Consider the following 13,559-nt stretch of genomic DNA (forward strand, 5'->3'; position numbering starts at 1 on the left):
TTTGTTATTAGCTGCTTTTATTAACTGTTTGTTATTAACAATAAGGACAATCGTTATGGCTACTGTGGCATTTATTGGTTTAGGCAATATGGGCGGCCCGATGGCGGCTAACCTGGCGAAAGAGGGTTATACCGTGCGTGCGTATGACCTTTCTGAACAAGCGCTTGAAGCTGCTAAAGATCACGGCTGTGAAGTGGTAGGCTCGGCACGTGAAGCGGCTGCCGAGGCTGACTTTGTTATCTCCATGTTGCCTGCAGGCAAGCACGTGAAGGCGCTTTACGTTGATGGCGATGAGGCGTTGTTCGAGGTGATCAAACCAGGCGCTTTGGTGATTGACTGCTCCACCATTGATGCCGACACGGCGCGTAGTGTCGCGGCCATTGGCGAACAGCGCGGGATCGACTTTGTCGATGCTCCGGTATCGGGTGGGGTGAGCGGTGCGCTGGCGGGTACGCTGACGTTTATTGTCGGCGGGTCAAAGGCCCAGTTTGAAAAAGTGACGCCTGTGCTAGGCGTAATGGGCAGAAACATTTTCCACGCGGGCGACCATGGGGCAGGGCAAGTGGCCAAGGCGTGTAACAACATGCTGCTTTCGGTGTTGATGGCGGGTACCTGCGAAGCGATCAACATGGGCGTCAAAAATGGCCTCGACCCTGCGGTGCTTTCTGACATTATGCGAAAAAGCTCCGGCGGCAACTGGGTGCTCAATGTTTACAACCCCTACCCAGGCGTAATGGAGGATGTGCCCGCTGCCAACGCGTATCAGGGCGGGTTCCTGGTGGACCTGATGATGAAAGACTTGGGCCTTGCCATGGATATCAGCCAGCAAAGCGCCTCCCCCGTGCCGATGGGGTCCGCCGCCCGCACGCTGTTTACTCAGCATAAGGCAAACGGCAACGGCCAGCTCGACTTCTCAAGCCTGATACAGTTCTATCAGGATAAAGAGGGTGAGGGGTGAGGGGTGAGGGGTAAGGTGTTGTAGCGCGCGGTAACGCATCTTGTGAGGAACGAACAAATGCGGCACCCGCAGCGGCGGCCCGGCGCGAAAGGGCGGCGAAGCCTCCTCACACCCAAGCTACCTTTATCTCATGGCGTGATCAGGTAAACTCTTAAAAAACCAACCAATAAGGAACATTATGATTACGCTTTGGGGCCGCGATAACTCTACCAATGTTAAAAAAGTGCGCTGGGTGCTTAACGAGCTGGAAGTGCCGTTTGAACAAATTCAGGCGGGGCTCCAGTTCGGGGTCAACAACACACCCGAATACCAGGCCATGAATCCTAATGGGTTGGTGCCGTTACTCAAGGACGACGCCACCGACAGCCTATTGTGGGAATCCAACACCATCATCCGCTACCTGGCCGCGCAGTATGGCCAAGGCAATTTGTGGATTGAGCAGCCTGCCAAGCGCGCCCAGGCAGAAAAATGGATGGACTGGGCCAACAGTACGCTTTCCCCTGCGCACCGAGTAATTTTAATGGGCTATGTGAGAACGCCCGAAGCGCAGCGCGATAACGCCGCCATTGAAGCAGGCATGCAAGCCTGCGAAAAGCTGTTTGAACTGCTGGATAACGCACTCGCCAACCAGGCATGGTTCTCTGGCGAAGCGTTTGGCCTGGGCGACATTGCCGTTGCGCCCTTCGTTTATAACCTATGGAACATCGGCCTCACCTGGCAACCGCGCCCCCACTTGGAACGCTGGTATCAGCAGCTAACCGAGCGCCCCGTGTTCCGCGACGTGGTGATGATCCCGGTTACCTAAACCTAAACCGCCTCATACGAATAGCCGCACCCTTCGCGGGTGCGCTAACGCTTACACCGCGCTACAAAATCTAAAACATGTGAAATCTCAAACCTGTAGCGCGCGGTAACAAGTAGCGAGCGCAGCGAGAAACGCGACACCCGCAGCGGCGGCCCGGCGCGAAAGGGCGGCGCAGCCGCCCCAACTCGAAGTGGCTAAAAACTCGCCTCCAACACCGCCAACTCACCATCCAGCCTCTGCAATACTTCACAATCTATCCCACACCGCTCGGCACGCTCAATCAACTACAAAATCTGAAATATGTGAAATTTCAAACGTGTAGCGCGTAGTAACAAGTAGCGAGCGCAGCGAGAAACACGGCACCCGCAGCGGCGGCCCGGCGCGAAAGGGCGGTGCAGCCGCCCCAGGCCCGCGCAAAGCTTCACAACCCACCCCATACCGTTCGCCACTCTCAATCAACTACAAAATCTGAAATATGTGAAATTTCAAACCTGTAGCGCATGGTAACAAGTAGCGAGCGCAGCGAGAAACGCGGCACCCGCAGCGGCGGCCCGGCGCGAAAGGGCGGCGCAGCCGCCCCAAGCCCGAGCAAGCCTAAAACCCCGCCTCCAACACCGCCAACTCACGATCCAGCCCGAGCAACGCTTCACAACCCATCCCATGCCGCTCGGCCCGCTCAATCAAAGGCCCCAAAATAGCACCACGCTCGGTAAGCCGCTTGGCCTCAACATCCTGCAACATCGACGCCTTGTTATTCGCCGTCTTCTCAATAACATTCCACACCAACGCCAACCACGCGTCCAAACCGCTCCCCCCGCTGGGCGCTTGAATACCTTCGGCCAACATAATCGCCGCCACTTCCTCAGCAACCGCCTCAACACAGCCTGCGTAAGCAGCGCCACGCAACTCGCCATTATAAATCCCATTTAACGCCACCAACGGATTAATCGCCGCATTCACCGCCAGCTTCTGCCACAGGCGGCTACGAATATCATCCACCGCCGTGGCCGCAAGCCCCGCTTGGCTAAGCTGATGCGCTAACTGCTGTGCCAACGCGCCGTGGCGATTCTCCAGATCCCCCACAAACGTATGCCCACGCCCCGCATGCACCACGCCATCATCACCGGTTAGATAAGCGCCCTCCGTCGTGGTCGCGCACAACACCGGCCCCGGCCAACGTTCAGTCAGCCTCGGCTGAGCCAAAAAACCGTTTTGCCACAACACCAGCGGGGTAGTTGCGGGAATAATGCCCGCCACGCTTTCCAGCGCCGCTTCAGCAGCCATCGCCTTGGTGGTGATATGTACAAAAGCAGGCGGCGCTGGCGCATTGGCTACTAGTTGCGAGGTGGTTACCACATTTAAATGCTGGCTACGCGCCTCGCCTTCGGGTGTTGTTATTGTTTGTTGCTCAGGTAGCGCACGGCGGCCGACTAAGGTGATGTCAGCAAGAGGAGAGAGCGAATGGGCTAACAGGCGACCGATGGCGCCAGGGCCGAGAATCCAGTGTGAAGTCATCGAGTGCGTACTCAGGGGCGGTGTTGCCGATCAGCTTACCCTTTTTGTTGCAAGGAAATGAAGGCGAGTAAAAGTGATGGTATGTAAGGCTAATTTCTAGTGACGTGCGGGCGTGCAATCTGCTAGCGTTAGGGCTAATTAGATTTGGTCCTTGTGGCGTGTTGAGTGGGTTAATTGTGGTTTTTGATGCTGCAGTGAATAGCGGCTGACTGCCTGCTTTGACCCAAAGCGGACTTCGCTGAAACCGGATGTTCATAAGTGCCTTTGGCTCACAATGCGCGTTTTTCTGGTAGGATTCGAAATATGAATGCTTGTTTTTCTGGAGCGACTTCTTCAAAGTTTTTATGAAACAAGGTGTTAGGGGAAAGCTATTGACGTTTATGTGCAATATCCAAAGGATGGTGAAAATGTTAACGCACATGCGCATTTTCTGGCAAAGCGCATCGCGTAGGCGGCATTTATTTCACTAAATTTCAATGCATTATAACTATATGGCCAGGATGGTGGTGGCCAGAAAAACATGCATGCGCACTAATAAACTGTTAACACTCTCAAGGAGTGCTGAGTGATATCAAAGAAAGAGCTGAAAGACCTAGCAATCGCTCTTGGTAAAAAGTATTTGTTCCCAGACTTTACTAACAAGCTCACGTGGTTTGTTGTTACAGTTGGTGGAACAATTATTTTGACCCCAACCGCTTTTAAACAGATATTTTATAACTGGCTAGTCGCAAACTTTAACTTGAATTATGGAGCGAAATTCACGTTTTCAGAGCTAGAATCAAGTGCAGCTGACTATACTTTGGGTTTTTCTCTCATCGCATTAGCATTAATTCATAACGTCGCAAACAGGTACTTTATTTATAAAACCGGTGACATCGCAGCAACCGAAGCAAAGGAACTAGAGGCTGTAGATCGTGCGTTGTTTGAGCGATTTCTAGCAGAGTTTCCCTCTAACTCAAGATCGGTGGTTCTTCTAAAAGAGCATGACTTCGGTAATTCCTACCATGACAATAATACCGACGAAATTGATCGCTTCGTAGACACATGGAATACCGCAGAAACAGAGTTTTTAGATCAGGAGCTTGAGGCTGCTCGCAAGGAGCTATACCAAAAAATGCATGGATTTATATATAAGCTAGCGCAAAGCTCTGGGTATATTCACGCAGGCCCTATGCTGTCCGCTGTTCCCGATGCCTTCCGGGGAGCTTGGGATTGGCCTGAACATGTCGATTTACGAATTAAAGAACTTAATGAGGAAAGTACCGAGTGCTATGAACTTCATCAGCAGTTCGTCATGCTTGGGCGGCGTAAACTAAAGTGCTAACACCTATGACGATATTATCTCGAACCTGCCGTCCTAACAAAAAAGCGTCAACGCGGGCCGGCTTCTCCGCCCGATTGCGCTCCGAAGCCGGTCGGTTACGCTAATCGTTATATGAGGAAGTTATGAAGGACCGCTTCTGGTCGAAATAAGTATGATCGAGCATATAGGTGCTATCGACCCAAAGCGGCCCTCCCGGAGAAAGCAGTATGCTAATTCAGCGGTGTTATGCTGCCAGCACGATAATCTATGTTAAACCTCGCCGAGAAAATATTCGCGACTTATGAGAAGAATTTCTGATTTTCTATCAAGAAAGGAATGGGCCGGTATAGGCGTCATTGTGGCTATAATAGGGATTGCTGTAGCGATATGGTTGGCGCCGATCCCAAAGGTTGAACCAAAGATCGAGGAGAAGCCTCAAACAACGGCTGTCCAGAATTCCGTAGCTAACCTGTCTAGTTTAAATTCGATAGTTAATGCAATAAATGCATCGAGCCAAGACAACCTTGATAAAATTTACGAAGGGCTGATTGCTTTACTTGCTGAATCTAATGCAAGTAATAATCTAATGAGCATCGTTGAGCGTTGGAAGGAACCGCTAGCGGCTAAGATTTTAGGTGATATGGTAGTTATATCTACGATAGACCAATATAAAATTGACGGATTTATTCTTTTTTTTGGTTTGGATACCGAATCCCTTATATCGGCCTCTTATGACTTTGGGGTAGGGATTCAAGCAATAAAAGTTTTTGAAACAAAGCAATCATCACCTGAGTATTTAGTAAGCGTAAAATACATGACCCAAAGTGGTACTGGATTATATGGTGAGTCAGTCAGAATTTACGCATTAGGTAACCAGATAGTCACTGAAGCACTTGACAAACCATACTATGAATACATAGATGGTTCGTGGGGGGCTTATAAGTCAGATGTCAAATTCGAACAAAACAATAAAATAATAATGGATGGTGTTTTTCCAAAATTGACCACTATAGGGCGAGTTACGTATACAAAAACAGATAATCAAGAAATGCAGGTTGAACTACCAAAAGAAGAATATACGTGGGATTCTAATAGATCGATATTTAAGCAAGTATCTGGAAGACAAGCAGCAAACCGAAAAACGATGTCAGGGATGTATGCCGACTATGCTGAGCCGAATGGTGATTGGTATGAGGTGCCTCGTGATTCCAATGAAACCGATTTTAGCCCGGAGCAATGGTAGGTAAATTGGGATTTAACAAAGCGCTGCTGTCGGACCAATTTTCCGTTGTGCTCCAAATTATCCGCAGAGCGCAGTGTTAGGCAGCGTCAATAACGGAGATGATTATGAGTGAAACTGCCTCAACAATAATTAAACTTCTTTCAGCATTAACTTCACCGAAAGCGGCAGTGAAGTACCTTTCAGTTTCTGTGTCCATTGTCATATCTTGGAAATACTTTAGTGAGCTTGCGAAGTCCTTAGGAACGCCAGAGGAAAATATCTCTATCGTAGTCTTACTTGCAGGCGTAGGTTTAGGATCAATAGTCGGGCAAATCATTATCTGGTTAGGTGAGATGGTCTGGAGCTTTGTGTCAGGAAAGCTGGAGGCTAGAAAAAATACTCAGAAAGAAATTAAGGAAAAAGCTGAAAGCGACCTAAAAACGGCCAATGATAACGAGGCCCTTTTGCGAAAATATACAGGGTCATTTGAACATTTGGGTTGGGAATCAAAAGAAAAACTGCGCGAATTGACTCTACGGGACATCACGCTAGATTTTTCAAATTTGGCTTTTAAAGCGTTACTCGAAAATAAATACGTCAAACTTATTTCACAAATATCAAATAGAAATTATCTAGTTGCTCTTAATCCAGTTATTGTTGAGGTAACGAAGGCCACCTGGGAGCAAGAGATTAAAGCGAACGTAGATGACTATTTCCTTGAAATGACGTCAGAAAAGAGCAAGGTTTTGGAACTCATGGAATTCAGGAAAGCAGATGATAATTCGCTAATAGATTTCGACATTAGCTCTACGATCTTTCCGTATTATTCTTGCATCAGGAGAGAGGCTGAAGATGAGAACGGGTTCTGGTTGTGCTTCCGTTCATATTATCTCGATGAGTTCTCAAACAGAACGGGAAAGGAGTACCAAGAAGAAACTTGGATCGACAAGGGTAGAATTTTGCCCTCAGCAGAAAGCGAGGCTGAAAGTGCCTAACAAAGCCAGTCAGAGGAACCAAAAAACCGTCGCTTGCTGTGGTCTTTCGGCACCTGCTGGCGGCGATATATCAGCATTCCCTCAATGGCCGCTTTTGGCCGATACCAGAAGCTAGCCAGAAACCCTGCCTAGCTTCCATCCAACCTAAATCCCTAGTCAGCCCACCCCGCAGACAACACCGGCAGCCAAAGCGCCAAGGCAACCAGCGTTGCCAATAGCACCGGCGGCGTAATCAGCAGGCCGATTTTCATATACTGGCCCCAGCCAATTTTGTATCCCTTGCCCGCTAGTACGTGTAGCCAGAGCAGGGTGGCGAGGCTGCCAATGGGGGTGAACTTGGGTCCCAGGTCATTACCAATCACGTTGGCGTAGACCATCAATTCCTGAGTGACGGCAGGCACGTTCGCTTGATCAATTGCCAGCGCGCCGACCAGTGTCGAGGGCATATTGTTCATTACCGAGGCGACGATGGCGGAAAGGAAGCCGGTGCCCAGCGTGGCAATAAAGTCACCCTGTTGTGCCAGCCACTCAAGCGCCAGCGCGCCATAATTTGTCAGCCCTGCATTACCCAGCCCGTAAACGACGAGATACATGCCGATTGAGAACAGCACTATCTGCCAGGGGGCGCCACGTAACGCATCTGATACGGAGACGATGGCGCCACGGCCTGCTTGCCACCAGCGTCCGGCAATTGCCATTAGCAGCACGGCGGCTGTTCCCGTTACAAAGGCGATGGGAATGCCCAGCGGAGCGGTCACGAAGTAGGCGATCAGCAGCGTTGCCAGCAACGGAAACGCCACTCGAAAGATTAGCGGGTCCTTTATAGCTGAGCGCGGTGGGTCGAGGTTTTCGACAGCGTAGTGTTTAGGAATGCGGCGGCCAAAGGCTATCCAGAGCACGGCAAGCGTGGCCGCTACTGACACCAGATTCACCGGCACCATGACCGCCGCATAGCGATCAAAACCAATATCAAAATAATTAGCACTGACGATATTAACGAGGTTAGAGATCACCAGGGGCAGGCTGGCCGTATCGGCAATGAACCCTGTGGCGATGATGAAGGCCAGCGCCGCAGGCGGCTCAAACTTCAGGCGCAACAGAATAGCGATCACAATGGGCGTTAGCAGTAGGGCGGCGCCATCGTTAGCGAAGAAGGCGGCAATGACCGCGCCGAGTAACACGACCAGCGGGAAAAGCAGATGCCCGCGTCCGTTGCCCCAGCGCGTCACGTGCAGCGCGGCCCAGGCGAAGAACCCCGCTTCGTCTAAAATCAGGGAAATAATGATCAGGGCAACGAACGTAAAGGTGGCATCCCAGACGATATCCCACACCACAACGATATCAGCCAAATGCACCACGCCCATAAGCAATGCTACTAAAGCGCCGCCCAGTGCGCTCCAACCGATACCCAAACCTTTAGGCTGCCAGATCACCAGCACCAGGGTGACGACAAAAATGGCCAGTGCCAACATGAAAAGACCTTACGTCAGTGAGTGTTTTGGTTAACGCGGCGAGAGAGTTCTTCAGCACTCTCGACACGCTCTGAATAGCGATCGGTAAGATAAGCGGACTTGTCGCGCGTCAACCAGGTGAATTTCACCAGTTCCTCACACACATCGACGAGACGCATATAAAGAGGTGAGGGCTTCATGCGCCCGGCATCGTCAAATTCGGTGAACGCTTTAGGTACAGAGGATTGGTTAGGGATGGTGATCATGCGCATCCAGCGCCCGAGGATTCGCATCTGGTTAACGGCGTTAAAACTCTGGCTGCCGCCAGACACTTCCATCACCGCCAGCGTTTTGCCCTGAGTAGGGCGAACACCGCCGAGCGATAGCGGTATCCAGTCGATTTGCGTTTTCATAATGCCCGTCATCGCACCATGCCGTTCGGGGCTGACCCACAGCATGCCTTCGGACCACTGAGCAAGGTCGCGCAGCTCTTTTACCTTCGGGTGATCGGCCTCTGAATCATCTGGCAGCGGTAAGCCCGAAGGGTTAAAGGTGCGTACTTCACAGCCGTACCAGCGCAGCAACCTCGCCGCTTCTTCGGAGGCCAAGCGTGAAAAAGAGCGTTCGCGCAGAGAGCCGTAAAGCACCAGAATCCTGGGGGAATGACGCGGCGCATCGGGCCCCGTCAATACGTCCACGTCAATCGGCTGAAGCTTTTGGAGATCAATGTTGGGCAGGTCGTTGAAACTGATAGGTTCGCTCACGGGTGGCTGCCCTTAAGGTGCACTACCTCACCATCTTCTTTGGTAAACGTCGTTACGGGGTTGGCCAATAATTCGAGTACACGCTCTGAAGGGCGGCACAGGCGTGCGCCTTTTTCCGTTACCACAATGGGGCGATTGATCAGGATGGGGTGCGCGATCATGGCGTCTATCAGTTGATCATCGCTTAATGCTGGATCATCGAGATTGAGCTCTTCAAAGGGCGTGCCCTTGCGGCGCAGTAGCTCTCTTGGGGTAATCGCCATCATCGAGATCAGTTCGACCAACCGCTCGCGGCTGGGTGGTGTTTTCAAGTACTCGATGACGTGCGGTGTCTCACCGGACGCTTCGATAATCGCTAGCGTATTACGCGAGGTGCCGCAGGCTGGGTTGTGATAAATCGTCGTTTTCAAAAGGGTTATTCCTTCTCGGTAGTGAGAGAACAGTCAGTAAAGGCCGTCAGAAGCGGCTCACAAATCTCTGGGTGCCCCGCACAACAATCGCGAACCATAAAGCCCAGGATTTGTTGCATATGGCCGAGATTAGCGCGATAGATAATGGAACGACTCTGCCGATGGGAGCTGACCCATCCTGCCCGTGAAAGCACTGAAAGATGCGCCGACATCGTGTTATGGGGCACCGATAACTGGCGCGCAATTTCCCCCGCAGGAAGGCCTTCGGGCTCATGGCGTACCAAAAGCCGAAAGGCTTCAAGACGCGTTTCCTGAGAAAGGGCACTAAAACTGGCCGTGACGTTTTTAATTTCCATATGTCCAGTATTATAGACATATTGGAAAATAGCAATCACATTAGCTTGTGTGCAGTGTTTGGAATGTTAGATCTAAGCGTTGGTCGTCAGGCGTTGCCACCGAAGGTTTTGCGCCAATCGCGTGGACTAACTTGATGGCGCTGCCGGAAATGTTGGCGGAAAGACGTCGCTGTATGAAAGCCCGCCTTTTCTGCAATCGCTTCTACCGACAACGAGGTGGTTTCCAAAAGCTCACGCCCACGCCGTAACCGCTCGCTCACCAGCCACGCCACGACGGTCATGCCGGTGGCTTTTTGGAAGTTTCGCGTAAAGGTACGGCGGCTCATGGCGGTGCGCTCAGCAAGCTCGTCAATCGTGTGCGATGCCGATAAGTTTTCTCGTAGGTAGTCGAGCAGGCGATTGATATGCGCATCTTGGGTTGAGGCGGCAACCGGCTGCTCTATGAACTGCGCTTGTCCACCTTCCCGATGGGGCGGAACGATCATGGCACGGGCCACCTTGTTGGCAACCTGCGCGCCATAGTATTCGCGTACCAGGAATAAGCAGCAATCCAGGCCAGCAGCGGTACCGGCCGACGTCACTAGACGGTCTTCCTCCACATAGAGCGCATTGGTGTCCAGCGTAACGTTGGGAAAGCGGCCACTAAAATCCTGCTCGGCCATCCAGTGGGTCGACGCCCGCCTGCCATCCAACAGCCCGGCGTAAGCCAGCGCATAGGTACCGTAACACAGCCCCACGACGTGAGCGCCACGCTCATGACAGCGGACGAGCGCCTCACATAACTCTGGCGGCGGTGCTTCATTCAGGTCGTGCCATCCAGGCACTATCGCAATATCCATGTTATCCAACAGTTCTAAACCGCCATCGGGCTTCACTGTCATCGACCGTTCGCCTTCGATGGAATTTCCCCCAGGTGCCACAATGGAAAGATTGAACAGCGTGCGATCAGACAACGCTATACCAAACACCATATAGGGCACGGAGAAGTGGAAGGGGCTGAAGTGTGGGTGAAGGATCAGGCCGACATTGGGTAGAGACAAAGCGTGACTCCTGCTATGCGTTTTATAACCTGCTATGCGTTTTATAAACAGTAGCATCATGGCCCAAAAGTTTCGATAAATGTCTTTCAGGCCAATTCTTTTGTTGATTGAGCCTCTCTAAACTACTTGCCATTACCCGTAACGAATTTAAGGAAGTACACAGATGCTCATCAAGACCCTCGCTAGTTCTCTCGCCATCGCCACGGCCCTTATCGCTCATAGCGCATCCGCGGACTCGCTCTCTCAGGAGGCAACACAGCAGGTGCAGCAGATCCGCAATGCGACGGTGAAGATTACCTATGGGGATACCACTTTCCTGATTGACCCTATGCTGGCCGAGCAGGGGGCCTATGCGGGCTTTGAAGATACCTACCGTAGCGAGTTGCGTAATCCGCTGGTTGGGCTGCCAATGCCGGTGGAAGATGTGATCGGCGATATAGACGCTGTCATCGTCACTCACACGCACCTCGACCACTGGGATGCCGCCGCGCAGGAGCAATTGCCGAAGGACATTCCCTTGTTCGCTCAGAATACCGCTGATGCCGAGCTGATTCGCTCACAGGGATTCAGAGATGTGCGCATTCTTGAGGCCAGCGCCGAGTTCGGCGGCGTACAGCTTCATAAGACGGGCGGCCAGCATGGCTCCGATGCTCTCTATGCTGTTCCTGAGCTGGCGCAATCACTAGGTGAGATCATGGGTGTCGTCTTCGAAGCTCCGGGGCAGAAAACGACGTATTTAGTCGGCGATAGCGTATGGCGCGATGAGGTCGAACAGGCAATGGAGCGCTACAACCCAGAGATGATCGTGCTGAATACCGGTGCTGCCGAGGTAGACGGTTTCGAAGGTGATCCCATCATTATGGGCAAGGAAGATACCCTGCGTACCCACCAGAAAGCCCCGGATGCCACCATCATCGCGGTGCATATGGATGCCGTAAACCATATGACGCTAAGCCGTGACGAACTGGCCGATTACGTGCAAAAAGAGGGAATTCAGGAACACGTACTTATTCCTGCCGATGGTGAGGTCATTTCCTTCTAATCCCAAGGCCGCTTCTTTATATAGCGGCCTACTTCTTCTTGCCAGCCTATTGGCAAACGCTACTGAAAAGGATTGATAATATGAGTCATCGCGCAATCATTGTCGTCGATATCCAAAATGAGTATTTCCCCGGCGGCAAGCTGCTGTTGAACGGTATTGAAGAGGCTGCCACGAACGCAGCTAACGTCATTGAACATGCCCGGTCGGCAAACGATCTTGTCGTCTATTTTCAGCATGAATCTGCCGATCCAGACATTCCTTTTTTCACCCCTGGTACGCAAGGGGTAGCGATCCATCCCATGGTCGCGCCGTTGGGCGAGGAAACGGTACTAGTGAAGCATTTTCCTAACTCGTTTCGTGAGACCGGTTTGCAAGAGCTATTGGACCAGCAAAATATTGAGGAGGTCGTCATTATTGGCGCAATGAGCCACATGTGTATCGATGCCACCAGCCGTGCAGCGTCGGATTTGGGTTACAAGACGACGATTATCCACGATGCCTGTGCCACGCTGGATCTTGAATTCGATGGCGTGACGGTGCCAGCGCCTCAGGTTCACGCAACGATAATGGCAGCCTTGGCCTTTGCTTACGGTACGGTCACTACAACAAAGCAGTATATTGGCTAACGCCATCGCGTTGTGCGACGTGGCCGCCTCATCGCCGCCTTCGAAGCCTTACGGGTGGAAGGCGGCTTTTGATTCTTGCTCGTCATAAAAGCGGACGGCTAGCAAGTTCAAGGCCTAGTACTATCAAAAAGAGCAAAAAGCACTGACGAAACCGCTGTGGGCTAATCCGCATCCGTATATATTGACCCGCCCACATTCCGATCAGCGCAGGAATAATCGCCAAGGCGGACGTACCTAGTTGCGAGACCTGGAAAGCATCATGGGCGAACAGTCCTAATGCTAGTGCAAGCGTGGAAATGGTGAACGATAAGCCCAGGGCTTGCACGAATTCTTCCCGGCTCATATTAAGCGAGGCAAGGTACGGCACTGCTGGCATCACGAATACACCTGTTGCGCCAGTGACGACTCCTGTTATCAAGCCGATAACCGGAGAAAGCCACCGCTCCAGGAACGTGGAAACGGAGAAGGCGGGGACAAGCAGCGTATAACCGGCATAGACAATCAAAGCGACGCCGAGCCCAAACCCAGACCAGAGTGGGTCTACGCGGACTAATAAGGCAGCACCAGCGATGGTGCCCAAGCAGATACACAGCATCATTGGCCAGAGCCGCTGCATCAGCTGTGTAATCGATGGGCCAGAAAACAGCTGCCAGACATTGGTCACTAAAGAGGGCAGAACGAGAAGGGCAGCAGCGCTCGCCGGTGGCATCGCTATAACAAGTAAACCCATCGCGACGGTTGGCAGCCCCATTCCAGTGACACCTTTCACCACGCCAGCAATCAAAAAAGTGCCAATCAGGAGCAAAAGATACAGCATGAGATCGTGCATAGAAGGCTCGTGTTAAGGAACGGCTGAGAGCTAAACTGAAGCTCAGGATAATACCCGGCACAATGCGGAATTATTAGATCACCTTTCGGATAACCCGACTGACTGAGTTTCTGCCAAGCAGGCTTGGCTTAGGGGAGAGTGCACTACAGGATCATATTAACGAACAGGCATGTGCCGCAGGTCGCCTGCTTGATCTGCGAATTCGCATGAAAACATACGAAGGTGTGTGCGAGATGTTTTTTC

The 13,559-nt window shown here is 51.9% G+C and carries 14 protein-coding genes; 7 read left to right on the plus strand and 7 right to left on the minus strand.

Annotated features, from left to right (window positions below; all coding sequences use genetic code 11):
- The first annotated feature begins 55 nt into the window (after positions 1–55).
- Both mmsB and ACT3T6_RS11825 read left to right on the plus strand, forming a co-directional pair.
- The gene (mmsB, locus tag ACT3T6_RS11820) at positions 56–958 is read left to right on the plus strand and encodes a 3-hydroxyisobutyrate dehydrogenase (protein WP_193054119.1); all 903 of its coding nucleotides are present in this window, start codon (positions 56–58) and stop codon (positions 956–958) included.
- A 178-nt stretch (positions 959–1,136) separates the two neighbouring features.
- Complete coding sequence (locus ACT3T6_RS11825; RefSeq protein WP_172116438.1) at positions 1,137–1,763, plus strand: glutathione S-transferase family protein; 627 nt, start codon at positions 1,137–1,139, stop codon at positions 1,761–1,763.
- Between the two features lie 594 nt (positions 1,764–2,357).
- Here ACT3T6_RS11825 and ACT3T6_RS11830 read toward each other — a convergent pair.
- Complete coding sequence (locus tag ACT3T6_RS11830) at positions 2,358–3,278, minus strand: ketopantoate reductase family protein (protein WP_193054120.1); 921 nt, start codon at positions 3,276–3,278, stop codon at positions 2,358–2,360.
- Positions 3,279–3,843: 565 nt separating this feature from the next.
- On the opposite strand from ACT3T6_RS11830, the gene ACT3T6_RS11835 reads away from it, so the two are divergent.
- The 3 genes from ACT3T6_RS11835 (at position 3,844) to ACT3T6_RS11845 (ending at position 6,798) form a co-directional block, all read left to right on the plus strand.
- Positions 3,844–4,602, plus strand: coding sequence for a hypothetical protein (locus ACT3T6_RS11835; protein WP_193054121.1), 759 nt, complete (start codon positions 3,844–3,846; stop codon positions 4,600–4,602).
- Between the two features lie 280 nt (positions 4,603–4,882).
- Positions 4,883–5,824, plus strand: a complete 942-nt coding sequence (locus tag ACT3T6_RS11840) for a hypothetical protein (protein WP_193054122.1) — start codon at positions 4,883–4,885, stop codon at positions 5,822–5,824.
- A 104-nt stretch (positions 5,825–5,928) separates the two neighbouring features.
- Positions 5,929–6,798 (plus strand): hypothetical protein, encoded by an 870-nt coding sequence (locus ACT3T6_RS11845; protein WP_193054123.1) that lies wholly within the window; start codon positions 5,929–5,931, stop codon positions 6,796–6,798.
- Between the two features lie 152 nt (positions 6,799–6,950).
- Here ACT3T6_RS11845 and ACT3T6_RS11850 read toward each other — a convergent pair whose 3' ends face one another.
- From ACT3T6_RS11850 to ACT3T6_RS11870, 5 genes are all read right to left on the minus strand, one after another.
- Complete coding sequence (locus ACT3T6_RS11850) at positions 6,951–8,270, minus strand: arsenic transporter (RefSeq protein WP_193054124.1); 1,320 nt, start codon at positions 8,268–8,270, stop codon at positions 6,951–6,953.
- Positions 8,271–8,284: 14 nt separating this feature from the next.
- Entirely contained in the window at positions 8,285–9,013 is a 729-nt protein-coding gene (gene arsH / locus ACT3T6_RS11855) for an arsenical resistance protein ArsH (RefSeq protein ID WP_287076765.1), read from the minus strand.
- Positions 9,010–9,423: an arsenate reductase (glutaredoxin) gene (arsC, locus tag ACT3T6_RS11860; protein WP_193054125.1), complete on the minus strand. Its 414-nt coding sequence runs from the start codon at positions 9,421–9,423 to the stop codon at positions 9,010–9,012. Before arsC ends, arsH begins: the two co-directional genes overlap by 4 nt.
- A gap of 5 nt (positions 9,424–9,428) precedes the next feature.
- Positions 9,429–9,779, minus strand: coding sequence for an ArsR/SmtB family transcription factor (locus tag ACT3T6_RS11865; protein WP_193054126.1), 351 nt, complete (start codon positions 9,777–9,779; stop codon positions 9,429–9,431).
- An 86-nt stretch (positions 9,780–9,865) separates the two neighbouring features.
- A complete protein-coding gene (locus ACT3T6_RS11870) occupies positions 9,866–10,819 on the minus strand; it encodes a GlxA family transcriptional regulator (protein WP_193054127.1) in 954 nt (317 codons plus the stop codon).
- Positions 10,820–10,982: 163 nt separating this feature from the next.
- On the opposite strand from ACT3T6_RS11870, the gene ACT3T6_RS11875 reads away from it, so the two are divergent.
- Positions 10,983–11,861, plus strand: coding sequence for an MBL fold metallo-hydrolase (locus ACT3T6_RS11875; protein ID WP_193054128.1), 879 nt, complete (start codon positions 10,983–10,985; stop codon positions 11,859–11,861).
- Between the two features lie 80 nt (positions 11,862–11,941).
- Positions 11,942–12,487 (plus strand): cysteine hydrolase family protein, encoded by a 546-nt coding sequence (locus ACT3T6_RS11880; RefSeq protein ID WP_193054129.1) that lies wholly within the window; start codon positions 11,942–11,944, stop codon positions 12,485–12,487.
- A gap of 82 nt (positions 12,488–12,569) precedes the next feature.
- On the opposite strand, the gene ACT3T6_RS11885 is transcribed toward ACT3T6_RS11880, so the two are convergent.
- Complete coding sequence (locus tag ACT3T6_RS11885; protein ID WP_193054130.1) at positions 12,570–13,316, minus strand: sulfite exporter TauE/SafE family protein; 747 nt, start codon at positions 13,314–13,316, stop codon at positions 12,570–12,572.
- Positions 13,317–13,559 lie beyond the last annotated feature (243 nt).

It is taken from the genome of Halomonas sp. 72 (genome assembly GCF_052379785.1).
GTDB classification, from domain to species: Bacteria; Pseudomonadota; Gammaproteobacteria; order Pseudomonadales; family Halomonadaceae; genus Vreelandella; species Vreelandella citrativorans.

Excerpts from the sequence above, each read along its gene's own strand:
- mmsB (WP_193054119.1), top strand. The coding sequence starts at position 56 with ATGGCTACTGTGGCATTTATTGGTTTAGGCAATATGGGCGGCCCGATG.
- ACT3T6_RS11825 (WP_172116438.1), top strand. The coding sequence starts at position 1,137 with ATGATTACGCTTTGGGGCCGCGATAACTCTACCAATGTTAAAAAAGTG.
- ACT3T6_RS11830 (WP_193054120.1), bottom strand. The coding sequence starts at position 3,278 with ATGACTTCACACTGGATTCTCGGCCCTGGCGCCATCGGTCGCCTGTTA.
- ACT3T6_RS11840 (WP_193054122.1), top strand. The coding sequence starts at position 4,883 with ATGAGAAGAATTTCTGATTTTCTATCAAGAAAGGAATGGGCCGGTATA.
- ACT3T6_RS11845 (WP_193054123.1), top strand. The coding sequence starts at position 5,929 with ATGAGTGAAACTGCCTCAACAATAATTAAACTTCTTTCAGCATTAACT.
- ACT3T6_RS11850 (WP_193054124.1), bottom strand. The coding sequence starts at position 8,270 with ATGTTGGCACTGGCCATTTTTGTCGTCACCCTGGTGCTGGTGATCTGG.
- ACT3T6_RS11865 (WP_193054126.1), bottom strand. The coding sequence starts at position 9,779 with ATGGAAATTAAAAACGTCACGGCCAGTTTTAGTGCCCTTTCTCAGGAA.
- ACT3T6_RS11875 (WP_193054128.1), top strand. The coding sequence starts at position 10,983 with ATGCTCATCAAGACCCTCGCTAGTTCTCTCGCCATCGCCACGGCCCTT.
- ACT3T6_RS11880 (WP_193054129.1), top strand. The coding sequence starts at position 11,942 with ATGAGTCATCGCGCAATCATTGTCGTCGATATCCAAAATGAGTATTTC.
- ACT3T6_RS11885 (WP_193054130.1), bottom strand. The coding sequence starts at position 13,316 with ATGCACGATCTCATGCTGTATCTTTTGCTCCTGATTGGCACTTTTTTG.